This window comes from Streptomyces griseus, from assembly GCF_001715295.1.
GTDB lineage: Bacteria > Actinomycetota > Actinomycetes > Streptomycetales > Streptomycetaceae > Streptomyces > Streptomyces griseus_G.
The window spans coordinates 1,298,518-1,321,080 of sequence record NZ_MDKB01000002.1 but is presented as its reverse complement, the minus strand read 5'-3'; the positions used below and the strand labels follow the sequence as shown (position 1 = coordinate 1,321,080).

The 22,563-nt window shown below is 71.7% G+C and carries 22 protein-coding genes and 1 riboswitch; of the genes, 11 read left to right on the top strand and 11 right to left on the bottom strand.

The features are described from left to right. Nucleotides 1-987, top strand: coding sequence for a carbohydrate-binding protein (locus BA175_RS12480; RefSeq protein WP_069171359.1), 987 nt, complete (start codon nt 1-3; stop codon nt 985-987). Between the two features lie 109 nt (nt 988-1,096). Here BA175_RS12480 and BA175_RS12475 read toward each other — a convergent pair whose 3' ends face one another. The 3 genes from BA175_RS12475 to BA175_RS12465 form a co-directional block, all read right to left on the bottom strand. Next, nucleotides 1,097-2,044 (bottom strand): 1-phosphofructokinase family hexose kinase, encoded by a 948-nt coding sequence (locus tag BA175_RS12475; protein ID WP_069172078.1) that lies wholly within the window; start codon nt 2,042-2,044, stop codon nt 1,097-1,099. Nucleotides 2,045-2,199: 155 nt separating this feature from the next. Next, nucleotides 2,200-3,357 (bottom strand): N-acetylglucosamine-6-phosphate deacetylase, encoded by a 1,158-nt coding sequence (gene nagA / locus BA175_RS12470; RefSeq protein ID WP_069171358.1) that lies wholly within the window; start codon nt 3,355-3,357, stop codon nt 2,200-2,202. Then, a complete protein-coding gene (locus tag BA175_RS12465; RefSeq protein WP_069171357.1) occupies nt 3,357-4,289 on the bottom strand; it encodes an ROK family protein in 933 nt (310 codons plus the stop codon). Before BA175_RS12465 ends, nagA begins: the two co-directional genes overlap by 1 nt. Before the next feature lie 245 nt (nt 4,290-4,534). On the opposite strand from BA175_RS12465, the gene BA175_RS12460 reads away from it, so the two are divergent. The 3 genes from BA175_RS12460 to otsB all read left to right on the top strand — a co-directional run bounded on the left by BA175_RS12460 (nt 4,535) and on the right by otsB (nt 7,525). Further along, nucleotides 4,535-5,752 carry an extracellular solute-binding protein gene (locus tag BA175_RS12460; RefSeq protein ID WP_069172077.1) on the top strand — a complete coding sequence of 406 codons (1,218 nt, stop codon included), beginning with the start codon at nt 4,535-4,537 and terminating at the stop codon, nt 5,750-5,752. A gap of 10 nt (nt 5,753-5,762) precedes the next feature. After that, nucleotides 5,763-6,005 carry a DUF3263 domain-containing protein gene (locus tag BA175_RS12455; RefSeq protein WP_069171356.1) on the top strand — a complete coding sequence of 81 codons (243 nt, stop codon included), beginning with the start codon at nt 5,763-5,765 and terminating at the stop codon, nt 6,003-6,005. Nucleotides 6,006-6,667: 662 nt separating this feature from the next. Then, nucleotides 6,668-7,525, top strand: a complete 858-nt coding sequence (gene otsB / locus BA175_RS12450) for a trehalose-phosphatase (protein ID WP_069171355.1) — start codon at nt 6,668-6,670, stop codon at nt 7,523-7,525. Nucleotides 7,526-7,583: 58 nt separating this feature from the next. Here otsB and BA175_RS12445 read toward each other — a convergent pair whose 3' ends face one another. Then, nucleotides 7,584-8,963 carry an alpha,alpha-trehalose-phosphate synthase (UDP-forming) gene (locus BA175_RS12445; RefSeq protein ID WP_069171354.1) on the bottom strand — a complete coding sequence of 460 codons (1,380 nt, stop codon included), beginning with the start codon at nt 8,961-8,963 and terminating at the stop codon, nt 7,584-7,586. Nucleotides 8,964-9,006: 43 nt separating this feature from the next. Beyond that, entirely contained in the window at nt 9,007-9,957 is a 951-nt protein-coding gene (locus BA175_RS12440) for a glucosyl-3-phosphoglycerate synthase (protein WP_069172076.1), read from the bottom strand. A gap of 152 nt (nt 9,958-10,109) precedes the next feature. Beyond that, a riboswitch (SAM riboswitch) is annotated at nt 10,110-10,237 on the top strand. Nucleotides 10,238-10,255: 18 nt separating this feature from the next. On the opposite strand from BA175_RS12440, the gene thrC reads away from it, so the two are divergent. The 4 genes from thrC (at nt 10,256) to groL (ending at nt 14,626) form a co-directional block, all read left to right on the top strand. Beyond that, entirely contained in the window at nt 10,256-11,554 is a 1,299-nt protein-coding gene (gene thrC / locus BA175_RS12435) for a threonine synthase (RefSeq protein ID WP_069171353.1), read from the top strand. 28 nt (nt 11,555-11,582) lie between these two features. Beyond that, nucleotides 11,583-11,858 carry a MoaD/ThiS family protein gene (locus BA175_RS12430; RefSeq protein WP_069171352.1) on the top strand — a complete coding sequence of 92 codons (276 nt, stop codon included), beginning with the start codon at nt 11,583-11,585 and terminating at the stop codon, nt 11,856-11,858. A 435-nt stretch (nt 11,859-12,293) separates the two neighbouring features. After that, on the top strand, nt 12,294-12,500 hold the full coding sequence (locus tag BA175_RS12425) for a cold-shock protein (RefSeq protein WP_003967346.1): 207 nt from the start codon (nt 12,294-12,296) through the stop codon (nt 12,498-12,500). A 503-nt stretch (nt 12,501-13,003) separates the two neighbouring features. Further along, a complete protein-coding gene (groL, locus tag BA175_RS12420) occupies nt 13,004-14,626 on the top strand; it encodes a chaperonin GroEL (RefSeq protein WP_069171351.1) in 1,623 nt (540 codons plus the stop codon). A 538-nt stretch (nt 14,627-15,164) separates the two neighbouring features. On the opposite strand, the gene BA175_RS12415 is transcribed toward groL, so the two are convergent. Beyond that, nucleotides 15,165-16,067 (bottom strand): hypothetical protein, encoded by a 903-nt coding sequence (locus BA175_RS12415; protein ID WP_069171350.1) that lies wholly within the window; start codon nt 16,065-16,067, stop codon nt 15,165-15,167. A gap of 330 nt (nt 16,068-16,397) precedes the next feature. After that, nucleotides 16,398-17,039, bottom strand: coding sequence for a TetR/AcrR family transcriptional regulator (locus BA175_RS12410; RefSeq protein ID WP_069171349.1), 642 nt, complete (start codon nt 17,037-17,039; stop codon nt 16,398-16,400). A gap of 59 nt (nt 17,040-17,098) precedes the next feature. Here BA175_RS12410 and BA175_RS12405 point away from each other — a divergent pair, with 59 nt between their 5' ends. Further along, on the top strand, nt 17,099-18,049 hold the full coding sequence (locus BA175_RS12405) for an NAD(P)-dependent alcohol dehydrogenase (protein ID WP_069172075.1): 951 nt from the start codon (nt 17,099-17,101) through the stop codon (nt 18,047-18,049). Between the two features lie 11 nt (nt 18,050-18,060). On the opposite strand, the gene BA175_RS12400 is transcribed toward BA175_RS12405, so the two are convergent. Together BA175_RS12400 and BA175_RS12395 are read right to left on the bottom strand one after the other, a co-directional pair. After that, nucleotides 18,061-18,714: a response regulator transcription factor gene (locus BA175_RS12400; protein WP_069171348.1), complete on the bottom strand. Its 654-nt coding sequence runs from the start codon at nt 18,712-18,714 to the stop codon at nt 18,061-18,063. Nucleotides 18,715-18,842: 128 nt separating this feature from the next. After that, a complete protein-coding gene (locus tag BA175_RS12395; RefSeq protein WP_069172074.1) occupies nt 18,843-20,531 on the bottom strand; it encodes a sensor histidine kinase in 1,689 nt (562 codons plus the stop codon). A 491-nt stretch (nt 20,532-21,022) separates the two neighbouring features. Between BA175_RS12395 and BA175_RS12390 the strand changes: the two genes are divergently transcribed. Together BA175_RS12390 and BA175_RS31735 are read left to right on the top strand one after the other, a co-directional pair. After that, nucleotides 21,023-21,277, top strand: coding sequence for a hypothetical protein (locus BA175_RS12390; protein ID WP_438947328.1), 255 nt, complete (start codon nt 21,023-21,025; stop codon nt 21,275-21,277). Further along, nucleotides 21,267-21,503 carry a hypothetical protein gene (locus BA175_RS31735; RefSeq protein ID WP_069171347.1) on the top strand — a complete coding sequence of 79 codons (237 nt, stop codon included), beginning with the start codon at nt 21,267-21,269 and terminating at the stop codon, nt 21,501-21,503. Before BA175_RS12390 ends, BA175_RS31735 begins: the two co-directional genes overlap by 11 nt. Before the next feature lie 244 nt (nt 21,504-21,747). On the opposite strand, the gene BA175_RS12380 is transcribed toward BA175_RS31735, so the two are convergent. Together BA175_RS12380 and BA175_RS12375 are read right to left on the bottom strand one after the other, a co-directional pair. Then, nucleotides 21,748-22,101: a PRC-barrel domain-containing protein gene (locus tag BA175_RS12380; protein ID WP_069171346.1), complete on the bottom strand. Its 354-nt coding sequence runs from the start codon at nt 22,099-22,101 to the stop codon at nt 21,748-21,750. Between the two features lie 160 nt (nt 22,102-22,261). Beyond that, nucleotides 22,262-22,432 (bottom strand): hydrophobic protein, encoded by a 171-nt coding sequence (locus tag BA175_RS12375; protein WP_069172072.1) that lies wholly within the window; start codon nt 22,430-22,432, stop codon nt 22,262-22,264. Nucleotides 22,433-22,563: the final 131 nt, after the last annotated feature.

The window sequence follows — 22,563 nt, the reverse complement described above, 5'->3', positions numbered from 1 at the left end:
ATGACGGCCGGGAACAACGGCGCGAGCAAGCCCGAGGACGACGATCCGTTCGGCTATCTGTACGCGGACGGGCAGGCGGCAGGCGCGCAGCCGCCCGGCCAGGGTGGTTACGGCTACCCCGGGCCGGCCGCCGCGCAGCCCGGCGTGCCCAGAACCTCGTACAACCAGGTGCGTACCGTCGGTGAGCGTCAGCGCTCCTACGGACAGGTACCGCCGCAGCAGGCCTACGGCCAGCAGCCCCCGCCGCAGCAGGCGTACGGGCAGCCGCATCCGCAGTACGCGGCCCCGGAGAGCTATCCGGGCGGTGCGCCCTCGGCGCAGTCCGGACCGCAGGGCGGTGGCCGTGGTGCGGGACCGGGCCGTGGCGGCCCCAACACCAAGGCGATGCTGATCGCCGCGGTGGCCGTGGTGGCGGTGGTGCTCATCGGTATCGGCGCCGCGCTGATGACGGGCGACGACACGGGTGACAAGAAGAAGGACGAGGCCGGCACGTCGGCCGGTCCCGGGGGCGAGGTCGAGGAGTCCCCGAAGCCGGAGAAGTCCACGAAGCCGTCCGACCAGCCGGTCCAGCTGCCCAAGCAGGACGCGGCGACGCTGACGCTGGGAGGCACGGCGGCCCTGGACAACTCGGTCGAGGGAGCCAAGGGTGCGAACGGCCAGTACATCAGCCTCAACGAGGTCGGCCGGTCGGCGACCTGGACGGTCGATGTGCCGGCGGACGGCCCGTACACGCTGTTCGTGACGTACGGCGTGCCCGGCAGGGACGCCAAGACGTCCCTGACGGTCAACGACGAGGAGCCCCGCTCCATCAACATGAAGAACTTCGCGCATGCCGCGGAGGGCGACCTGGAGAAGGGCTGGACGAACACGTACGCGTGGGTCCAGCTCAAGAAGGGGTCGAACACGCTGATGCTGTCGTGCCGTGAGGGCGACTCGTGCGACGCCAACCTCGACCAGCTGGAACTCAAGTCGGGCCACACCAAGTAGCTTTGCCGCTCCGGTGCCGCCGCTGTGCCCCGGTCTCGCCCCGCGAGCCGGGGCACGCGCGTGTCCGGGGGCGCCGGGCCGGCCGGGCCGAGGTGTCGGGGGTGCCGGTTCAGGCAGCGGGTGCGTGGGCTGCGACGGTGACGCGCGGCAGCAGCTGCTCGTACGCCCCGCGGTCGAACTCGCCTGCCGCGGGCGCCAGTACGGTCGCGGTGGAGAGGGCCACCGCCCGCGCCAGCCGGTCCGGCCAGTCCAGCCCCTCGGCGAGGGCCGACAGCAGTCCGGCCACCGCGGAGTCGCCCGCGCCCGTCGGATTGCCCCGGACCGCGGACGGCGGCGCGGCCCGCCAGACGCCGTCGGCGGTGACGGCGAGCAGGCCTTCCGCGCCCAGCGAGGCGACGACGCTGTGCGCGCCTCTGCGGCGGGCGTCGCGGGTGGCGCGCAGCGGCTCGCGTGCCCCGGTGAGCTGGGCGAGCTCGTCGGCGTTCGGCTTGACGAGGTCGGGGCGGGCGGCGATGCCGCGGCGCAGCGGTTCGCCGCTGGTGTCCAGGAGGACGGGTGTCCCGGCGGAGCGGGCGAGCCGGACGAGTTCCGCGTAGGCGCCGACGTGGATGCCGGGCGGGAGACTGCCGCAGAGGGCGACCGCGTGGGCGCCGGTGAGGAGTTCGGCGTACCTGCCGAGGAAGGCGGCCCATTCGCCGGCGTCGATGTGCGGGCCGGGTTCGTTGAGCTGGGTGGTGTCGCCGGTGGACCGGTCGACGACGGCCAGGGTGCGGCGGGTGTTCCCGGCGACGGGGACGAGGGCGTCGGTGAGGCGGGCGCCGGCGGGGCCGTGGGGGAGCGTGCCGAGCAGCCCGCGCAGGACGGCTCCGGTGGCGCCGCCCGCGAAGCCGGTGACCACGGTGTCGTGGCCCAGTGCGGTCAGTACGCGGGCGACGTTGAGGCCCTTGCCGCCGGGGCGTTCGCAGGTGTCCTCGACCCGGTGGCTGGTCTGCGGGACCAGGGCGGGGACGGTGTACGTCAGGTCGAGTGCGGCGTTCAGCGTGACGGTCAGTATCACCTGCACCGGCCCCCGGTTCCTCGGTCGCTCCCTGCGCGCCGTCTCCTCGCGGCGCCTCCCGATGATCATGCCAAAGAGGCGGCGGCCGTCCCAGGCCTGCCGGACAACCGCCGTCTCTTCGTTACGTGTTCAGTCCGCCGTCACCGGCGTCACGGTCACCGGCCGGGCTGCGGCTCGATGATCCACTCCCCGCGGCGCATGACGCCCTTCACCGTGAAGTCCGCGTCCAGGACGACCAGGTCGGCGTCCTTGCCCGGGTCGAGGGAGCCGACCCTGTCGTACAGGCCGAGCAGGCGTGCCGGGGTGGCGGAGATGGACCGTACGACGTCGTCGACGGAGATCCCGTCGAGCGTCACGGACCGGCGGAACGCGGTGTCCAGGGTCAGGGTGGATCCCGCGATCGAGCCGCCTTCCACCAGGCGTGCGACGCCGTCCCTGACCTCGACGGCGAGCGGGCCGAGTTCGTAGTGGCCGTCGCCGGCACCGGCCGCGTCCATGGCGTCCGTGATCAGGGCGACCCGGTCGGCGCCCGCGTGGTGGTAGGCCAGTTCCAGGGAGGCGGGGTGCAGGTGCGTGCCGTCGTTGATCAGCTCGACGGTGACCCGCTCGTCCTCCAGGAGGGCGGCGATCGGGCCCGGTGCGCGGTGGCCGAGCGCGGGCATCGCGTTGTAGAGGTGCGTGGCGACGGTCGCGCCCGCCTCGATGGCCTCGACGGTCTGTTCGTACGTGGCGTCGGTGTGCCCGACGGCGGCGATCACCCCGTGTTCGCCGAGCAGCCGCACGGACTCGATGCCGCCCGGCAGTTCGGTGGCGAGGGTGACCATCTTCGCGGTGCCGCGTGCCGCGTCGAGCAGCTTGCGGACCTCGGAGGGGTCGGGGTGGCGGAGGAGTGCCTCGCTGTGCGCGCCCTTGCGGCACGGTGCGATGAAGGGGCCCTCGAAGTGGACCCCGGCGAGCTCGCCCTGCTCCACCAGTTCCGAGAGCAGGCCGGCCTGCCGGGCGAGGAAGTCCATGTCGCCGGTGACGGTGGAGGCGACGACGGTCGTGGTGCCGTGCGCGCGGTGGGCGCGGACGCCGGTCAGGACGTCCTCGGCGGTGCCCGTGGCGAAGGACGCGCCGCCGCCGCCGTGGTTGTGCATGTCCACGAAGCCGGGGACCACCCAGTGGCCCGTGAGGTCGACGGTCCGGGCGCCCTCCGGCGTACTGCCGGCGATCCGGGTGCCCTCGACGATCACCCGGCCGTTCTCCACGGTCCCGGTGGGCAGTACCACCCGGGCCCCTGCGAGAACTGTGCTGTCTGCGCGTCCGGCCATCAGGCGGATACCTCCGTGGAGAGAAGATCCCAGGCGAGCAGCCCTGCGCCCAGGCATCCGGCGGTGTCCCCGAGGGCCGCCGGGACGATGTGAGGCAGTTTCTGGAACGTGACCCGTTCCTCGACGGCCGCACGCAGTGGTGTGAACAAGGTTTCCCCGGCCTCGGCGAGACCGCCACCGATGATGAGCGTGCCGGGGTCCAGCAGGGTGAGGGCCGTGACCAGCCCGGCGGCGAGCGCGTCGACGGCGTTCTGCCAGACGCGCCGGGCCGCGGGGTCACCCGACGCCACGGCCTTCGCGCAGTCTGCGGCGTCGGCCTCCGGGTCGCCGGACGCGGCGGCCCAGGCGCGGGAGACCGCGGACGCGGAGGCGAGCGTCTCCAGGCAGCCGCGCTGGCCGCAGCCGCAGTCGGGGCCGTCCGGCCGGACGACGACGTGGCCGATCTCGCCCGCGTACCCGTGGGCTCCCGCCTCGATGGTGCCGCGGATGCCGATGGCCCCGGCGATCCCGGTGCCCAGCGGCACGAACAGGAAGCGGTCGGCGCCCCTGCCCGCGCCGATCCGGCCTTCGGCCAGTCCGCCGGTCCTGACGTCGTGGCCGAGTGCGACGGGTATGCCGCCGAGCCGCTCGCCGATCAGCTTCCGCAGTGGTACGTCGCGCCAGCCGAGGTTGGCGGCGTAGACGGCGACGCCTCGTTCCGCGTCGACGATGCCGGGTACGGCGACCCCGGCGGCGACGGCCCCTTCGCCGAGGTGGTCACCGCCGTACGCGTACAGGTCCGCGACGAAGCCGAGGATGGTGTCCACGACGGCCTCGGCACCGCGTTCCCTGGCGGTGGCCCGGCGTGCCTCGTGGAGCAGGGTGCCGTCTTCCCCGACCAGTGCGGCCTTCATTCCTGTGCCGCCCACATCGAGGGCGATGACGTGTCTCACGGGAGACAGTTTCGCCCGACGACCCCTAAAAGGTCTAGTCCACTAGCCTGGTTTGTTGAGCACCCATACAAAACGCCCCTGCTAGATTGCGGAATCGGTACCACGGTGGTGTAGACCTCCGGGTCGGTCATCGGACAGGATCACGGGTCACCGCACGGCGGTGATCGGCGCGGGACGAACGTAGGGGTGGCAGGGCTGTGCAGCGGCGCTTTGTAGGTCTGACCGCGGTGGTGGCCGCACTCGGCATGACGGCGACGTTGTCGGGGTGCGGGTCCGAGAGCGGTTCGGGTGACGTGACGCTGAAGCTCGTCGCGGCCGATTACGGCACCGGCGCGGAGAACAGCTCCGAGAAGTACTGGAACGGCCTCGCCCAGAAGTTCGAGGCGGACAACCCGGGGATCGACGTGGACGTCCACGTCTACTCCTGGAAGGACGTCGACCGGAAGGTCGCGGAGATGGTGAAGGCGGGCCAGGCCCCCGACATCGCCCAGATCGGCGCCTACGCGGACTACGCCAAGGCCGGCAAGCTCTACTCCGCCGACGAGATGCTCGCCATCCGCACCGCGTCCAACTTCCTTCCCTCGCTCAGCGACGCGGGCAAGGTCGAGGGCACCGTGTACGGGCTGCCGTTCGTCGCCAGCACCCGGCTCCTCTTCTACAACAAGGGCCTCTTCTCGAAGGCGGGGATCGACGCCCCGCAGACCTGGGACGACATCCGCAGCGACGCCTCCGTGCTCAAGGCGCGCGGAGTGACGTACCCCTTCGCCCTGCCGCTCGGCCAGGAGGAGTCCCAGGCCGAGACCCTGATGTGGCTGCTCAGCGGCGGTGGCGGTTACACGGACGAGGTCGGCAACTACGACATCAACTCCCCGGCCAACATAGAGACCTTGGAGTGGCTGCGGGACGACCTCGTCGGGAAGGGTCTCACCGGGCCCGTCGCACCCGGCGAGCTCGACCGGGCGAAGGCGTTCGAGGCGTTCACCGACGGTGAGGTGGGCATGCTCAACGGCCACCCGACGCTCATGCAGGACGCCGAGAAGAAGGGTGTCGAGGTGGGCATGGTCCCCCTCCCCGGACCGGAGGGGCCGACCGAGGGCTCGATGGGCGTCGCCGACTGGATGATGGGCTTCAAGCAGAACGGCCACCGCGTGGAGATAGGCAAGTTCCTGGACTTCGCCTACGACGACGAGAACGTGCTGGCCTTCGCCGACCGGTACGACCTGCTGCCCGTGACCGGCAGCGCCTCCGCGGCGATGGAGGCCGACGACAAGCACAAGGCGCTGCACGAGTTCCTGCAGGCACTGCCGAACTCCCAGCTGTACCCGTTCGGCAAGACCTCCTGGGCGCAGGTCAGCGAGGCGATCAAGGGGGACATCGGCTCCGCGGTCGAGCCGAACGGCACCCCGGAGAGCGTGCTGAACTCCATCGCGACCAGGGCGCGGGAGGCGGAGAGCGCGGAGTAGGTTGGTTGATATGACCGCCGACCCCGCTGCCCCGCTGTCCGACCAGGAACGCGCGGTCCTCGCCGTCGAGCGGCGCTCCTGGCCGGGCCCCGGCGCGAAGGAAAGGGCGATCCGGGAGCAGCTCGGCATCTCGCCGGTGCGCTACTACCAGCTCCTCAACGCGCTCCTGGACGACCGCCGCGCCCTGGCGGAGGACCCGGTGACGGTCAACCGCCTCCGCCGGGTCCGGGAAGCCCGCCGCAACCGCCGCTGAGACGGCCCGCCCCGTGCGGGGCGGGTGCACGCCCCGCGTGCCTGCTGGGGAGGGACACCCACGGCCCGCCGGTACGGGGACGCTCTCCGCCCCGCCGGCGTTCGAGGCGCGGGGTCCTTCCCACCGGGTCCCTGCCGTGAGGCCCGTTCCCTCCGGGTCCGTCGCCGCGAGGTCCGCCCCGCCGGTCCCGCCGTGGGTCTCCCGCGGTCCCGTGTCCACGGGTCCCGTTCTCTCCGGGTCCGTCCCCGCGAGGGCTTGTTCCCATCGGGTCCGTTCCCCTCACGGGACCGTCCCCACTGAGTCCCTGCCGTGAGGCCCGTTCCCTCCGGGTCCGTCCCCGCGAGGCCCGCCCCTGTCGGTCCCGCCGTGAGTCCCCCCGCGGTCCCGTGTCCACCGGGTCGTCGCCGCGAGGCCCGCCCCCGCCGTGAGTCCTCCGCGGTCCCGTGTCCACCGGCCCCGTCCCCTCCGGGTCGTCCCCGCGAGGCCCGTTCCCACCGGGTCCGTCCCCGTCAGGTCCGTTCCCACAGGGCTTGCCCCCGCCAGGTCAGTCCCACCGGGCCCCTCCGCTCCGGGCCCGTCCGCTCCGGGCCCGTCCACCCGCACGGGCCCGCCCTCGGGCGGGCCCCCGTCAGGACCGACCGGCCTCCCGATACGCTCGGACCATGGGCACTCCGGATCACCCCCTCCCGACCCCCACCACCCAGGCCGGCCGAGAAGGCCTCGCCGCGTTGCTGGCCCGCCCCGAGCACGCGGTCGTCGCGCTCGATTTCGACGGCACGCTCGCCGAGATCGTCCCGGACCCGGAGCAGTCCCGCGCCCACCCCGGCGCCGTACCGGCGCTCTCGGCGCTCGCACCGAAGGTCGGCTCGGTCGCCGTGATCACCGGCCGGCCGGCCGGCACCGCGGTCCGCTACGGGGGCTTCGCCGACGTGCCCGGCCTCGACCACCTCGTCGTCCTCGGGCACTACGGGGCCGAGCGCTGGGACGCCGTCACCGGCACCGTGAACGCCCCCGCGCCGGACCCCGGCGTCGCCGGCGTCCGCGAGGAGCTCCCCGGTGTGCTGCGCGCGGCCGGGGCGGAGACCGGGGACGAGGACGGCGTCCGGGTCGAGGACAAGGGTCACGCGCTCGCCGTGCACACCCGCCGCGCCACCGACCCGCGAGCCGCCTTCGAGGCCCTGCGCGGCCCGTTGGCCGCCCTCGCCGCCCGGCACGGCCTGATCGTCGAACCGGGCCGCCTGGTACTGGAGTTGCGCCCCCCGGGCATGGACAAGGGCGTCGCGCTGGCGGAGTACGTACGGGAGACGGGCGCCGGGTCCGTCCTCTACGCGGGGGACGACCTCGGTGACCTCGCCGCGTACGCCGCCGTCGAGACGCTCCGGACGTCCGGCGTCAAGGGCCTGCTGATCTGCAGCGGCAGTGAGGTCCCCGAACTCGCCGAGCGTGCCGACCTGGTGCTGCCCGGCCCCGCCGCGGTCGTCGAGTACCTCGCCTCACTGGCCCGGCACATCGGCGCGTGACACCGCGCCCGCTCGTCGTGGGGCGGGGGACGGAGAGGGAGGCGGAGGCGGCGGGGGGCTACTCCGTGCGGAGGGCGTCCAGCTGGTCGAGGAACCACTGCTGCGGCGGCAGCGAAGTCGACGCGGCGGCCAGCCGCTTGGTGCGCGCCGCCCGCTCGTCGTCGTCCATCGTCAGCGCCTCGTGCAGCGCCGCCGCCGTGGCGGAGACGTCGTAGGGGTTGACCACGACCGCGTCCTCGCCGAGTTCCTCGTAGGCCCCGGCCTCCCGCGAGAGCACCAGCGCGCAGCCGTCGTCGGAGACGACGGGCACCTCCTTGGCGACGAGGTTCATGCCGTCGCGGATGGGGTTGACGAGGGCCACGTCCGCCAGCCGGTAGGCCGCCAGCGAGCGCGCGAAGTCGTCGTCGAGGCGGAGCAGGACCGGGGTCCAGCCGTCCGTGCCGTACTCGGCGTTGATGGTGTGGGCGACCCGCTCGACCTCGGCCGTGTAGTCGCGGTACACCGCGAGGTCCTGCCGGGACGGATAGGCGAACGCCACGTGCACCACGCGTTCGCGCCATTCCGGATGCTCCTCCAGCAGGGCCCGGAAGGCGTGCAGTCCGCGCACGATGTTCTTGGACAGTTCGGTGCGGTCCACGCGCACGATCGTCCGACGGCCCTCGCCGATCTGTTCCCGCAGGGTCTCCATCCAGGCGTCCACGTCGGCCTCGTGGGAGCGGCGGCGCAGGAACTCCGCGTCGGCGCCGAGCCCGTGGGCCCCGATGCGGGTGCGCCCGGTCCCGCCGAGGATCTCCGTGCAGCAGCCGATGAACGCGTCCGCCCAGCGGCGGGTCAGGAACGCGGCCCGGTCGGCGCCCAGGATGCCGCGCAGCAGCTGTTCCCCGATGTCGTCCGGCAGCAGCCGGAAGTAGTCCACGGGCGCCCACGGGGTGTGCGTGAAGTGCCCGATCCGCAGGTCGGGACGGAGTTCGCGGAGCATGCCGGGCACCAGCGAGAGGTGGTAGTCCTGCACCAGCACGGCGGCGCCCTCGCCCGCCTCCTCGGCGAGTGCCTCGGCGAAGGCCCGGTTGTACGCCTCGTAGGACGCCCACCGGCGACGGAACTCGGCGTCGAACACCGGCTCGACGGGGGTCTGGTAGAGCATGTGGTGCACGAACCAGAGCACGGAGTTCGCGATGCCGTTGTACGCGTCGGCATGGACTTCGGCGTCGATGTCGAGCATGCGGACGCCGGGCTCGGACCGTCCTCGCCGGACCGCCTCGCGGTCGCCGTCGCTGAGGGCCGCGCACACCCAGAGCTTGTCCTCGACGGCACTGAGCCCGGAGACGAGGCCGCCCCCGCCGCGCTTGGAGTCGAGGGAGCCGTCGTCGCGCAGCGAGTACGACACCGGGCCGCGGTTGGAAGCGACGAGGACCTGTGCTGCGTGCTCGGAGACCATGTGCGGAACCTAGCCCGATCGGGGAGGTGATAAACGTGAGGAATCAGGCCGCGCGGCGGGCCGCGTACTCCGTGATCCCGAGCATCGGCGGCCGTTCCTCCGTGTCGACGGGATACGTGCGCGGGACGAATCCGTCCTCGCCCCGTTCGAACTGGGTGATCTCGGGCCGGACGATGGTGCCCCGGCCGAGCCGCAGCTGCGCCGTGCGGTAGATCGTGGCCGCCATCCTGCCCAACGCGTGGCCGTCCTGGTGGCGGTGCCTGCGTTCGCCCACGTCGACCTGGGCGAGGGCGTCGAGCCCCACCGTGTTCAGGGCGTCGATGAGCAGGCCCAGCTCCACCCCGTAGCCGACGGGGAAGGGCAGCTGTTCCAGCAGGGAGCGGCGGACCGCGTACTCGCCGCCCAGGGGCTGGACGAAGCCGGCCAGCTGGGGCCAGTGGAGGTTGAGCAGGGGGCGGGCCATGAGCTCGGTCACCCGGCCGCCCTGACCTGCGGTTCCGTTGAGCGGACGGTCGTACATCGCCTTGACGAAGTGCACGCCGGGATCGGTGAGGAGGGGGCCTACGGTGCCGGAGACGAAGTCCGGCGAGAACTCCCTGAGATCGGCGTCGACGAAGCAGACGATCTCACCTTCGGTCACCAGGAGTGACCGCCAGAGCACCTCCCCCTTGCCGGGGACGGCGGGTATGCGCGGCAGTATCTCGTCGCGGTGCACGACCCGGGCGCCCGCCTCCCGGGCCACGGCGGCGGTGCGGTCGGTGGAGCCGGAGTCGATCACCACGAGTTCGTCGACCAGCGCGACGCGTTCCATGAGCTCGCGCCGGATCGTCTCGACGATCGTTCCGACCGTCGCCTCCTCGTTCAGCGCGGGCAGCACGACACTGACGGTCGTACGGTGCGGATCCTGTGTCCTGGCGGCCACGAGCCGGTCCAGCGGGCGATCGGCGGCTGACCAGGAACGCCTGCTCAACCAGCGTTCCATCTCTTCCGGCACGGTCGTCTCTCCCTGGGTGTGATCCATCTCGCGGTACGGACGACTGGTTCGACCGTCCGACGTGTCGGTTACAGTCTGAGCAACGCGGATGAGCCTTGCACGTCGGGGTAGGTCCGCGAACAAATGCCCGGGTTCACGACCCGGTGCCACAGCGCTCATCCAGAGGGACTGAGGGAACGGCCCGTCGAAGTCCCGGCAACCCTCCTGCCGACCGCGAGGTCACGGTGGGGAAGGTGCCAATTCCGTCTTGTGGCGAAATACGTCGCAAGGAAGATGAGGAGAAAGGGCCTCCGCCATCATGGCCGTGCAGACAGTTGCAGCCGACACCCATTCTTCCGCCGTGGACCTCGGTCCCGCCGCCGCGCTTTCCTGTCGCGAATGCGGCGAGCGTTTCGAGCTCGGCCCCATCTTCGCCTGCGCGGCCTGTTTCGGGCCGCTCGAAGTGGCGTACGACCTGCCGAGCGGCTCCCCCGAAGAGCTGAAGAAGCGCATCGCCGAGGGCCCGGACAACATCTGGCGGTACGCGCCGCTGCTGCCGGTCCCCTCCGACGTCGCGGACAAGCCCAACATCAACCCCGGCTTCACGAAGCTGGTGAAGGCCGACAACCTCGCCCGCGAGCTGGGCGTGACCGGCGGACTGTACGTGAAGGACGACTCCGGCAACCCGACGCACTCCTTCAAGGACCGTGTCGTGGCCATCGCCGTCGAGGCCGCCCGCGCCTTCGGGTTCACCACGCTCTCCTGCTCCTCCACGGGCAACCTCGCCGGCGCGGTGGGCGCCGCCGCGGCGCGTGCCGGCTTCCGGTCCTGCGTGTTCATCCCGCACGACCTGGAGCAGGGCAAGGTCGTCATGGCCGCGGTGTACGGCGGTGAGCTGGTCGGCATCGACGGCAACTACGACGACGTCAACCGCTTCTGCTCGGAGCTCATCGGCGACCCGCTCGGCGAGGGCTGGGGCTTCGTCAACGTCAACCTGCGGCCGTACTACGGCGAGGGCTCCAAGACCCTGGCGTACGAGATCTGCGAGCAGCTGGGCTGGCGGCTGCCCGACCAGCTCGTCATCCCCATCGCTTCCGGCTCGCAGCTCACGAAGATCGACAAGGGTCTCCAGGAGCTGATCAAGCTCGGTCTCGTCGAGGACAAGCCGTACAAGATCTTCGGCGCCCAGGCCGAGGGCTGCTCCCCGGTCTCCACCGCCTTCAAGGCCGGCCACGACGTGGTCCGCCCGCAGAAGCCGAACACCATCGCCAAGTCCCTGGCGATCGGCAATCCGGCCGACGGCCCGTACGTCCTGGACATCGCCCGCCGCACCGGCGGTGCCGTGGAGGACGTGAACGACGAGCAGGTCGTCGACGCGATCAAGCTGCTGGCCCGCACCGAGGGGATCTTCGCGGAGACCGCGGGCGGGGTGACGGTCGGCGTGACGAAGAAGCTGATCGAGGCCGGTCTGCTCGACCCGTCCCTGACCACCGTCGTCCTGAACACCGGCGACGGCCTGAAGACGCTCGACGCGGTCGCCCCGACGACCGGCCTGTCGGCCACGATCCGGCCCAGCCTGGACGCGTTCCGCGACGCGGGCCTCGCTGCCGCCAACTGACCACCCGAGACCCGAGGAAGGCACCCACATGAGCGTCAAGGTCCGTATCCCCACCATCCTCCGCACCTACACGGGCGGTCAGTCCGAGGTCCCGGCCGAGGGTGCGACCCTCTCCGAGGTCATCGCGTCCCTGGAGCGGAACCACCCGGGCATCGGTGCCCGCGTCCTGGACGACCAGGGCAAGCTGCGCCGCTTCGTCAACGTGTACGTCAACGATGACGACGTGCGCTTCGAGGGCGGTCTGGACGCGGCCACGCCGGACGGTGCCGGCGTCTCGATCATCCCGGCCGTCGCCGGCGGCTGAGGCGGGCACCGGACGTCCGTGCCGGCTGCGCGATGTGACCATGACGACCCCCTCCGCGAGAGAAGCGGAGGGGGTCATTCTGCATGGTTGAGCGCGGTACAGTTGGGGAAGTCCCCGCAGCCGCCCATGCCATGCGCATATGAGAATGCGCCCGGTCGCGACCAGAAGCAGCCAAAGTGCGTGCGCTTCTTGCGTCATAAGTGGCCTTTGTCTGGCCCGAGTTGCCCTGGAATCCTGCGAGTTACCCCTGTCCGGGCGTTCCTGTGTGCCCAGAATTCTCGTCCGATTGACCTGTTGCAGAGGGCAGTTGGGCAGATACATTCGGCCGCGGTCGACGCGTTCCGGCGCACGCCGCCCCCTCCTGTCGGGGGGTGAGTTTGACCCGGGTCCGCGAAGTGCGGTCCTGTGCAAGGGCCAGTAATAGGGGAGTTAGGCATGGCTCAGGGCACCGTCAAGTGGTTCAACGCGGAGAAGGGGTACGGCTTCATCGCGGTCGACGGTGGTGCGGATGTTTTCGTCCACTACAGCGCGATCCAGATGGACGGATACCGCACCCTCGAAGAGGGTCAGCGAGTTGAATTCGAGATCTCGCAGGGCCAGAAGGGGCCGCAGGCGGACATGGTCAAGCTCGCCGTCGGCTGAGCGCGGCGCGGTCGGCCGACGACACTGACACTACTCGCACACGCGGGGCCCGTACCTCCTCGGGGGGACGGGCCCCGCGTGCGTCCGTGCGTGGCGTGCGGCGTGCCGGGCGCCTCCCTGCGTGCGGAGTGCGGCGTCTTCGGGCGCGTCACGGGCCGGGCGGGCGCCCCCCGCGCGCCTCGGCACGCCGCCTCGGGGCTGTGCGGATACCGGGGCGGACGCCCGCTCCCACCCGTCGTCCGCGCCTTCGCCCTCAGCGAGCCGTCCTCGAAGGCGCTTGCACTCGAAGGGGTCGAGTGCTAATCATTGGCGTTAGCACTCTCCAGGTGAGAGTGACAGAACGTGGACCGGGCCGGTGAGGCCCGCAGGTCCGGTGGGGCAGGGAACCACTGGGCACGCTGGCCGTCCGTCGCGGGCGCCTCTCGGTCCGGAGAAATCCTTCCCCAAGCTCTCAACTGCGTTCGAGCAGGGGAGACCCCATCAGTCCGGGAGGACCACTTCACATGGCCAAGATCATCGCGTTCGACGAGGAGGCACGGCGCGGTCTCGAGCGCGGGATGAACCAGCTCGCCGACGCCGTCAAGGTCACCCTCGGCCCCAAGGGCCGTAACGTCGTCCTCGAGAAGAAGTGGGGCGCGCCCACGATCACCAACGATGGTGTTTCCATCGCCAAGGAGATCGAGCTCGAGGACCCGTACGAGAAGATCGGTGCGGAGCTGGTCAAGGAGGTCGCCAAGAAGACGGACGACGTCGCCGGCGACGGTACGACCACCGCCACCGTTCTCGCCCAGGCTCTCGTCCGCGAGGGTCTGCGCAACGTCGCCGCGGGTGCCAACCCGATGGCTCTCAAGCGTGGCATCGAGAAGGCCGTCGAGGCCGTCTCCGCCGCTCTGCTGGAGCAGGCGAAGGACGTGGAGACCAAGGAGCAGATCGCCTCCACCGCCTCCATCTCCGCTGCTGACACCGAGATCGGCGCCAAGATCGCCGAGGCTATGGACAAGGTCGGCAAGGAAGGCGTCATCACCGTCGAGGAGTCCCAGACCTTCGGTCTGGAGCTGGAGCTCACCGAGGGTATGCGCTTCGACAAGGGCTACATCTCGGCGTACTTCGCCACCGACATGGAGCGTATGGAGACGTCGTTCGACGACCCGTACATCCTGATCGTCAACTCCAAGATCAGCAACGTGAAGGACCTCCTTCCGCTGCTCGAGAAGGTCATGCAGTCGGGCAAGCCCCTGCTGATCATCGCGGAGGACGTCGAGGGCGAGGCCCTGTCGACCCTGGTCGTCAACAAGATCCGTGGCACCTTCAAGTCCGTGGCCGTCAAGGCTCCGGGCTTCGGTGACCGCCGCAAGGCCATGCTCGGCGACATCGCCATCCTCACCGGTGGCACCGTCATCTCCGAGGAGGTCGGTCTCAAGCTGGAGAACGCCGGCCTGGACCTGCTGGGCACCGCCCGCAAGGTCGTCATCACCAAGGACGAGACGACGATCGTCGACGGTGGCGGCGAGAGCGACCAGGTTCAGGGTCGCGTCAAGCAGATCCGTGCCGAGATCGAGAACTCCGACTCGGACTACGACCGCGAGAAGCTCCAGGAGCGCCTCGCGAAGCTGGCCGGCGGCGTGGCCGTCATCAAGGCCGGCGCCGCCACCGAGGTGGAGCTCAAGGAGCGCAAGCACCGCATCGAGGACGCGGTGCGCAACGCCAAGGCCGCCGTCGAGGAGGGCATCGTCGCCGGTGGTGGCGTGGCTCTGCTCCAGGCCTCGGCCGTCTTCGAGAAGCTCGACCTGACCGGTGACGAGGCCACGGGCGCCAACGCCGTGAAGCTCGCGCTGGAGGCCCCGCTCAAGCAGATCGCCGTCAACGGTGGTCTCGAGGGTGGCGTCATCGTCGAGAAGGTGCGCAACCTGCCGATCGGTCACGGCCTCAACGCCGCGACCGGCGAGTACGTCGACATGATCGCCGAGGGCATCATCGACCCGGCGAAGGTCACGCGCTCCGCCCTGCAGAACGCCGCGTCCATCGCCGCGCTCTTCCTCACCACCGAGGCCGTCATCGCCGACAAGCCGGAGAAGGCCGCCGCGGCCGCTCCGGGCGGCATGCCGGGCGGTGACATGGACTTCTGATCCCCGGATCAGCAGTTCCACGCAGGACCCGCAGTACCTGAACGACGTCGGCCCCCCGGGATTCGTCCCGGGGGGCCGACGTCGTTCCGGCTGACGGTGCAGCCGGTGCCGGACCTGCGGCGGCGCATCCACCAGTGGGGGCCCCGCCCGCGACGGCGAGCGCGGCGGCGATGCCCGCGATCAGCCCGACGGGCGTGCCGGTACCCGTGTCGGCGAGGCCGCCGTCCGGGTGGTGGGCGGGCGGCGGGGCCGGGCTGTCACTCCCGGCGGGGGTGCTCGTCTGCCCGGACGGGGTGTCGGTGGGCGCCGGGGCGGACGGCCGGTCCGACGGCGTCGGCGTGACCCGTTCGCGCAGGGGGCGGCCTGGTACGTCGGGGAGGCCGTCCGCCGGTCGTTCGCCGCATGCGGAATGCACGATCCGCTGGTGTGGACACGATCCGCTGGTGTGGATGTACGCCGTGCGGGCCCACCCACCGGACGCCGCCGGCATACGGGACGTCCCGAGCATGCCCCGGACGGCGGTGGGGCGGGCGTGGGCTCAGCCGCGGCCGCGGGACCAGGACGTCCTGTCCGGGCGCGGGACCAGGCCCGCCCGGACCGAGGCCATCCGCTCCCGCACCCCGCCGGTGGGGACGGCGCCGGGCGGACCCGTGGGTGGGGTGTCCACCTCGCCCCGGCACGGCCCGCAGAGCCCGCCGCGCAGGGCCTCCGAGCTGCCGGGGGCGCGGCACTCGCCGCATTCCAGGGTGATCAGTGGAGGCCGTTCGACCGGTGCGGGCCGGTGCGGTGGCATCTTGTCCGTCAGCCGCCTGCGGAGGAGTGAGGCTGCGTGGTGCACAGGCGTGGGGAGCCCCGTGGTCAGGGCGCCCACGACCTCGGCCTCGGTGGCGCCCCGCTCGAACCACTCGCCGACGTGGGGCTCCAGGCCCGCGCACTCCGCCGCCGACAGGCTCAGCGCGGGCGCGGTACGGCCCAGTGCGGCCAGCAGGGCGAACGCCCGGGAGCGGGTGGGCCGTTCGCGCCTCTCGACGGGCACGTCCCCGCGCTCGAAGGTCTCCCACCAGGCGTCGTCGCGCGCGGTACGGGAGAAGAAGGTCCGCGTCACCCAGAGCATGACCCTGTCGGTGGTGACGCATTCGCTGCCCCGGCGCAGATGCCCGGCGGCCTGGAGCCTGTTGAGCGCGGTGCGCAGCGCGCACTGCCCGTACGGGAGGGTCCTGGCCAGTGTCTTCACGGAGATGTCCGAGCCGTCGGGCAGCCGGTCGATGTAGGACGCGATGGCCGCCTCGCGGGGCGCCAGGTGGGCGAAGTCGGTCGCTGTGCGCGGCCGTTGGCCGGGGGCGGAGCGCTTGCCGTAACCGGGACCGGCCATGGGGTGGGCGGCGGTGGATGCGGATACGTGCGGGGGGCAGGGGGTGGCACTAAGCTGCTCGACAGCCATCAGTTCGCCGCTTTCGATCTTGGTGGTCAGACCCCTGTCCGGTGTTGGCGCACCGGCGGGGGTCGTTCTATGCCATGGCGCACGCTAGAGCGCAGCCACGCTGCGTGGCAAATCGGTCACGGGGCGTCAGCCCGTCGGTGAGGGTGGGTGGGTGGGCAAAGGCCCTCCACCCATTCCTCTGAAAGAGCGCTCGGACTCCAGGACTTGAGCCCCGGGCCCGGGACCGGCTCCCGGCTGCGGTTTCCTCCGTGGCCGGCTCCCCGTGTCCGCAGGGGTGCGGGGAGCCGGTGCTCCCGCCCGGAGCGGCCTGGGTGCCGTCGCCGGGAGGGGCTACGCGTGGATGCGCTCCAGTCCGAGCCGCGCGGGACGCGGCAAGGGGGCCGCCGCGTCGGCCCGGAAGGCGTGCAGCAGATAGGCCGCGAGGCGCCGGGACGCGGTGGCCGCCTCCTCGCCGGCCCCGCTCGTGACCCCGCAGTTGGCGAGCAGCAGCAGGGTGACGTCGCCCGGCTCGAAGTCCTGGCGCAGCGCGCCCGCTTCCTTGGCCCGCCGGATCAGGAGCGCCAGGCCTTCCTCGGCGCGGGAGCGCTCGCGCGCGAAGTCGGCCTGGTCGGGGAACTCCGTCAGGAACGCCTGGGTGAAGCCCCGGTCCGCCGCCTGCATCAGGCAGACCCTCTCGACCACGGTGCAGAACCCGCGCCAGGGGTCCGGGTCCGCCAGCCCCTCGTCCAGCACGGACACGCAGTGGCCGAGCTGCTCCGCGAAGGCCTCCGTCACCAGTGCGTCACGGGTGGGGAACCGCCGGTACAGCGTCGCGACCCCGACCCCGGCCCGCCGGGCGATCGCCGCCACCGGGACGTCGATGCCCTGCGTCGCGAACGCCTCGCGCGCCGCCCTGAGAATCCGGTCCCGATTCTCCCGCGCGTCGGCCCGCAGACCGCGTTGTGGCGGCTTGTGAGACGTCTGAGCAGGCATGTTTCTCACTTTAGCTCAAACGGAGAGGGGCGTCCGTTTACCCGCTTACCGTGGAGGACATGAACACCATGCGCGCCGCTCTCCACGACAGCTACGGCCCTCCCGACGTGCTCTACGTCGGCACGGTCCCGGTACCGAAACTCCAGCGGGGACAGGTCCTGGTCCGCGTCCACGCGACGAGCGTCAACGCCGGTGAGCTGTACACGCGCGCCGGACGCGCCCGCCTGGTGACCGGCCGTACCTTCCCGAAGCGCACCGGGATCGACTTCGCCGGTGAAGTCGCCGAGGTGGACCCCACGATCACCGGCCTGCGGACCGGCGCCCGGGTGTGGGGCGTTCTGCCCCGTACCTTCGGCAGCGCGGCCGAATTCGTGGCGGTCCGACCCCGGAACCTCTCGTACGCCCCCGAGAACCTCGGTCTCGTCGAAGCCGCGTCCCTTCCCGTGGGCACCACCGCCCTCACGGCCTTCCGCAAGGCGCGCCTCGACGCGGGACAACGGCTGCTCGTACGCGGGGGCAGCGGGGGCGTCGGCAGCATCGCCGTCCAGCTCGGCAAAGCCCTCGGCGCTCATGTCACGGCCCTCGCGGGCACCCGGAGCCTCGACCTCGTCCGGGAGCTGGGCGCCGACGAGGCCCACAGCTACGCGACCACCGGGCCGTCCGACCTGGGCCGCTTCGACGTCATCCTGGACACCGTCGGGACCGAACTCCGGTCCTTCCGGCGGCTCCTGGCGCCCGGCGGCCGCATGGTCTCGATCGCCGTCGACCTCGACCACATCGCCATGAGCCTCGGTTACCTGCTCGCCTCGACGGTCCATGGCCGTGGACGCGTGCGGTTCTTCAGCGGCAACCCGCAGCACGACCTGCTCGCCGAACTGGCCGGATACGTGGAACGCGGTGCGATCCGCCCCGTGGTGGACACCGTCCACCCGCTCGCGGAGATCGCCACCGCCCACCGTGCCCTGGAGGCGGGCGGCGTACGGGGCAAGCACGTCATCCAGGTGGTCTGAGCGCCCCGCACTCACACACCGAGGCCGGCGTCCCGCGCCAGCAGGGCGGCCTGCACCCTGTTCTCGCATTCCAGCTTGGCGAGTATGCGGCTCACGTACGTCTTCACCGTGGCCTCGCTCATGTGGATCCGCTGACCGGCGTCCGCGTTGGACAGGCCCTCGCCCAGCAGGGCCAGGACGTCCCGCTCGCGGCTCGTCAGCTTCTCCAGCCGGCGGCGGGCGTGCTCCGCCCGTTGCGCGGTCCCGCCGGTGGCCAGCGAGTCCACGACGTGCCGGGTGGCCCCCGGCGACAGGTACGCCTCCCCGGCCGCCGCCGCCCGTACGGCGCGCATCAGCTCCCCGGGCGCCGAGTCCTTGAGGAGGAAGCCCGCGCTGCCCTCGGTCAGGGCGCGCAGCACGTTGTTCCGCTCCCCGAACGTCGTCAGTATCAGCACCCGCACCTGGGGCGCGGACCTGCGCAGCTCCGCCAGGGCCGTCAGCCCGTCCATGACCGGCATCTGGATGTCCAGCAGCGCGACGTCGACCCGCTGGGCCCGGGCGAGGTCGACGGCCTCGCGGCCGTTCGACGCCTCCGCGACGACGTCGATGTCGTCGGCCGAGGAGAGGATCATCCTGATCCCTGCCCGGATGAGCGGCTCGTCGTCCGTCACAAGAACCCTGATCATGACTCTCCTGAGCGGTCCTCGGCAGTCCTGGGCCGTCCTGCCCCCGGGCGGTCCGGCCCATCATCCCCGATCCCCGGCCGGGGGGTGGGCGGCAGCCCCCGGCGCACGGGCGGACGGCGGGTGCGCCCTCAGCTCGTCTCGAAGGACTTCTTCTCGACGAGCGTGCCGTCCTTGAAGCAGAACCGGAACACCGGGTCCTTGTCCCAGCTGCTTCCGAGCTCCGAGGACATCAGGGTGAGACAGGTCGCCCCGTCCGGCTCGGGCGGCGTGCCGTCACCGGTCTCGGTGTTCAGGAACGAGTCCCCGCGCGGCAGTTGCTTCCGTACGGCCTCCTCGGACTGGCCCACCTTCACGGCGTCGTACTGCTTGGGCTCGATCATGGCCTTGTCCGCCTCGCGCACGAGGAAGACGCCCCCGACGACCACGGCCACCACCACGACCACGGCCACCACCGCAGCCACTCCGCAGCCGATGGCTATTCCGTTTCCCCTCTTGGTCCTGCTCACTGCTCTGGCCAACTCCTTCGGGAGACCGTTCCGGTCGATGACGGGATCACTCTCGCCGGAAAGGCCGGCCGGGTTCTGCGCCCGAAAGTCGTCGGGTGGAGCGACGAACGTCGTCATGGCGTCGCGGGAGGACGAGCCGCGGAGACCACCCTCCGCCGAGGTGTACGGCAGTACGCCCGCCAGCCGGAAGCCGCCGTCGGCCGTGGGGCCCGCGTGCACCATGCCCCCCACGAGCCGGGCCCGCTCCTCGAGCCCCGTCAGCCCCTGGCCGCCACTGGCCACGCCGCCGCGGTCCACGGGCTCCGCCGCCGGGCCGTTGGCGATCTCCACGACCAGCGAGTCGGGCTCGTACCGCAGGCCGATGGTGATCGTCGCGCCGGGGGCGTGCTTGTGCGCATTGGTCAGGCCCTCCTGGACCACGCGGTACGCGGCGTGGTCGGCGGCCGGTGCGAGCGGGCGTTCCCCGCCCGAGCGCCGCAGTTCCACGGCCGTCCCGGCCCTGCGGGACGCGTCGGCCAGGCTTTCGATGCCGGCCACCCCGCGCGAGGGTGTCCCGGGGTCCTCACCCCCCTCGTCCGTGCCCTGCGGGCCGGAGTCCACACCGCCGTCCCTCAGCACGCCCACCACGTCACGCAGTTCGTGCATGGCGGCCACCGAGGCCTCGCGCAGCACGCCGACGGCCTCGCGCTGCTGCCCGGTCAGTTCGCGGTCGACCTCCAGTGCGCCCGTGTGCACGGCGATCAACGCGAGTTGGTGGCCGAGGCTGTCGTGCATGTCCTGGGCGATGCGCTGGCGTTCCAGCATCCTGGCCTGCCCGGCGATCATGGACCGCTCGCGCAGGAGCTGGGCGTTGTACTCCTGGAGCGTGTCGGACAGGGTCCGGCGCTGCGACCAGTACCGGCCTGCGAGGCCCGGCACGATCAGCGGGACCAGGAGGAACAGACCGCTCAGGAGCAGGAGCGACGGGGAGAAGCCCGGCTGCTCCGTCGCGAGGGTCAGGCCGAGGGTCAGGGCGTAGGCGAGCCCGAAGATCCCGAGGGCCCGTCCGAGACCGTCGATCCGCCGTCCGGCCGACCAGGAGACGACGAGGACGAGCGGCACGAAGCCGCCGAACGGTACGAAGCACAGGGCGGTCACCAGCAGGACCGACGCGGGGAACACCCGGCGCAAGGCTGACAGCACCCCGGCCGCCAGCCCGACGGCGACGGACTGCACCACACCCTCGTGGGCCAGGAAGCCGGCGCCCGCCGCCAGCAGCGCCAAGGTCAGGCTCAGGAGCGCTTCACCCACGATGCGCCCGGCCGGCCACATCCCCGGCGCGGAGAGGGCGTGCCACGGTACCGCCGGCCAGGGCACCCGTCGCACCCTCACCTCCGGTGCCTGGGACGTGGGTGTTGCGGGGGCCATGGAATCCACACGAGTCACACGCCCACGGTAGAGACCTCCCCCCGGCCCCCGCCGTCGCCATTGGTCGCGACGGCCGACGACGAAAGTCACCACCCCGCACCGAACTGTCCTCCCCACCGGTGGTTTCGGCAGGCGTACCCGAGCGCGGGGTCCGCCCTCGGAGCGCCGGGCGACACCCGGGGCCATGGCCACGGGCGTTCGGCCGCGGAGCGCCGGCTCCGGCAACGTCCCCTGGCCCGGGCCTCGTTCCCCTGCGGGGTGCGGCGGGGCGGCGGCTCGGTGTTCACCGCAGTCGGTGCGCCCGGCGGCCGGGTACGGCCGGACGGCGGGGTGGGTGAGGCCCGGAGCGGGGAATTGGACACGCTGAGTAGGCATAGCCGCTACGCAGCGTGGAAATGGGGAAGATCATGATGACGGCTACGGAACGGCGCAGAGAAGCAGCGGGCAGAGTGCGGGCGGCGGAGGACGCGGTGGCGCGGCTCAGGGCCGGGCTCGCGGGGGTCGGGGTGAAACTGCCGTCGCTGAGAGTCGACCCGGTCTCGTGCGCGGGCAACGAGCCGATGCCGCTGGTCGATCTCGGCCGGTGCTCGATCGAGACGGCGCTGCGGCTGAGTGCGGAGCTGGAAGCGAAGGCCGCCCATGACAGTTGAAGGGCTTGAACCGTGTACGCCGGAGCCCGGCACGTTCGCCATGGACGCCCGGGACGGGCGGGTGGGCCGCGTGATGGGCCGGGTCGGACCGTACGTACAGCTGCGTCCCCCGGGCGGCGGCGCGGAGTGGGACTGCCCGCCGGAGGCCGTCCGGCCGGCGCCGCCGGGGCTCGTGCTCCGGGCGCGGGTGACGGAGATCAACCGTGAAGGGCAGCTGCCGCGGTGACGGGCCGGGCCGGGGCGGCGGGTCCGGTGTGTTCCTCGCGCGGGGCCGGCCCGTCGGGGCGAGGAGCGTGCGCCGGGACGGGGTGCCTCCGCACGGCCCGCCTGCGTGCTGCCGGCCCGTGAGCCGTCCACTCACCGAGGGCGACGTCCTGGTGCGCGAGGGCCTGCGGAGTCCTGACGCACATGACGGCGGGGCCCGCTCCGCGTTCGGAGCCGGCCCCGCCTCTGATCATGGTGCGTCACGCTCACACGGGGCGGTGGCTGCCGTAGTAGCTGCTGACCTGGGTGTGGTAGCCCGGGTCACCCGCGTGCTTGTGCTTGTCGAACTCCGGGGAGTTCTTGATCTGCTCCTTGGTCAGGTCGACGTGAATCGTCCGATTCTCGGTGTCGATCGCCCGGACTGTACCCGCCGGAAGCAGCACGTCCTTACCGAAGATCCAGACCCCGGTGTCGACGACGAGGTAGGCGGCGCCCGCATCGTCGGAATGCTTGTCGACCTTTCCGATACTCCCGTCCGTCGCTTCGACCGTGTAACCGGTCAGTTCGGCGCCCGCTGTGTGACCGCTTGTCGGCTGATAACCCCACAGGTGGTCGCTCATTATCGGCTCCTTTCTCGACGGCGCTATTCGGTGTTCATCAGTTCGCATGCCCTCTGTTCGAGGAGTCATACCTCGTGCCTCGCCAAAAGGGCGCGGCACAGGAAGTGGCCCGGACCACCGGGGTCCGGGCCACTTCCATCGGTGCTGGTAAAAGTGGGTTCTACCAGCGATACCACCGGCCGCGGCGGCCGCCGCTCGCGGTCGGGCGGACGAAGAACCCGATCAGCCAGACCACCAGGACAATGACGGCGATCCACCACAGCGCCTTGAGGGCGAAACCGGCACCGAAAAGGATCAGGGCGAGAAGTAGAACGAGAAGCAAGGGGACCATGGTTATCAACCTCCGAGACATCTGATGCCCGGCAAGTAATTTCCTACACATGGATGCTCGGAAAATTGTTCCGCACGCTCCCGGCTCCCCTCATGAGGTCCGGAAGTCCTGCCGCGCGGAACCTCGCGCGC

Coding starts and splice junctions, on each gene's coding strand:
- BA175_RS12430 (WP_069171352.1), top strand. CDS start 11,583: ATGAGCGTCAAGGTCCGTATCCCCACCATCCTCCGCACCTACACGGGC.
- BA175_RS12415 (WP_069171350.1), bottom strand. CDS start 16,067: ATGGCTGTCGAGCAGCTTAGTGCCACCCCCTGCCCCCCGCACGTATCC.
- BA175_RS12460 (WP_069172077.1), top strand. CDS start 4,535: ATGACGGCGACGTTGTCGGGGTGCGGGTCCGAGAGCGGTTCGGGTGAC.
- BA175_RS12390 (WP_438947328.1), top strand. CDS start 21,023: ATGGGGAAGATCATGATGACGGCTACGGAACGGCGCAGAGAAGCAGCG.
- otsB (WP_069171355.1), top strand. CDS start 6,668: ATGGGCACTCCGGATCACCCCCTCCCGACCCCCACCACCCAGGCCGGC.
- groL (WP_069171351.1), top strand. CDS start 13,004: ATGGCCAAGATCATCGCGTTCGACGAGGAGGCACGGCGCGGTCTCGAG.
- BA175_RS31735 (WP_069171347.1), top strand. CDS start 21,267: ATGACAGTTGAAGGGCTTGAACCGTGTACGCCGGAGCCCGGCACGTTC.
- BA175_RS12380 (WP_069171346.1), bottom strand. CDS start 22,101: ATGAGCGACCACCTGTGGGGTTATCAGCCGACAAGCGGTCACACAGCG.
- BA175_RS12400 (WP_069171348.1), bottom strand. CDS start 18,714: ATGATCAGGGTTCTTGTGACGGACGACGAGCCGCTCATCCGGGCAGGG.
- thrC (WP_069171353.1), top strand. CDS start 10,256: ATGGCCGTGCAGACAGTTGCAGCCGACACCCATTCTTCCGCCGTGGAC.
- BA175_RS12410 (WP_069171349.1), bottom strand. CDS start 17,039: ATGCCTGCTCAGACGTCTCACAAGCCGCCACAACGCGGTCTGCGGGCC.
- BA175_RS12455 (WP_069171356.1), top strand. CDS start 5,763: ATGACCGCCGACCCCGCTGCCCCGCTGTCCGACCAGGAACGCGCGGTC.
- BA175_RS12480 (WP_069171359.1), top strand. CDS start 1: ATGACGGCCGGGAACAACGGCGCGAGCAAGCCCGAGGACGACGATCCG.
- BA175_RS12375 (WP_069172072.1), bottom strand. CDS start 22,432: ATGGTCCCCTTGCTTCTCGTTCTACTTCTCGCCCTGATCCTTTTCGGT.
- nagA (WP_069171358.1), bottom strand. CDS start 3,357: ATGGCCGGACGCGCAGACAGCACAGTTCTCGCAGGGGCCCGGGTGGTA.
- BA175_RS12445 (WP_069171354.1), bottom strand. CDS start 8,963: ATGGTCTCCGAGCACGCAGCACAGGTCCTCGTCGCTTCCAACCGCGGC.
- BA175_RS12405 (WP_069172075.1), top strand. CDS start 17,099: ATGAACACCATGCGCGCCGCTCTCCACGACAGCTACGGCCCTCCCGAC.
- BA175_RS12395 (WP_069172074.1), bottom strand. CDS start 20,531: ATGTGGCCGGCCGGGCGCATCGTGGGTGAAGCGCTCCTGAGCCTGACC.
- BA175_RS12425 (WP_003967346.1), top strand. CDS start 12,294: ATGGCTCAGGGCACCGTCAAGTGGTTCAACGCGGAGAAGGGGTACGGC.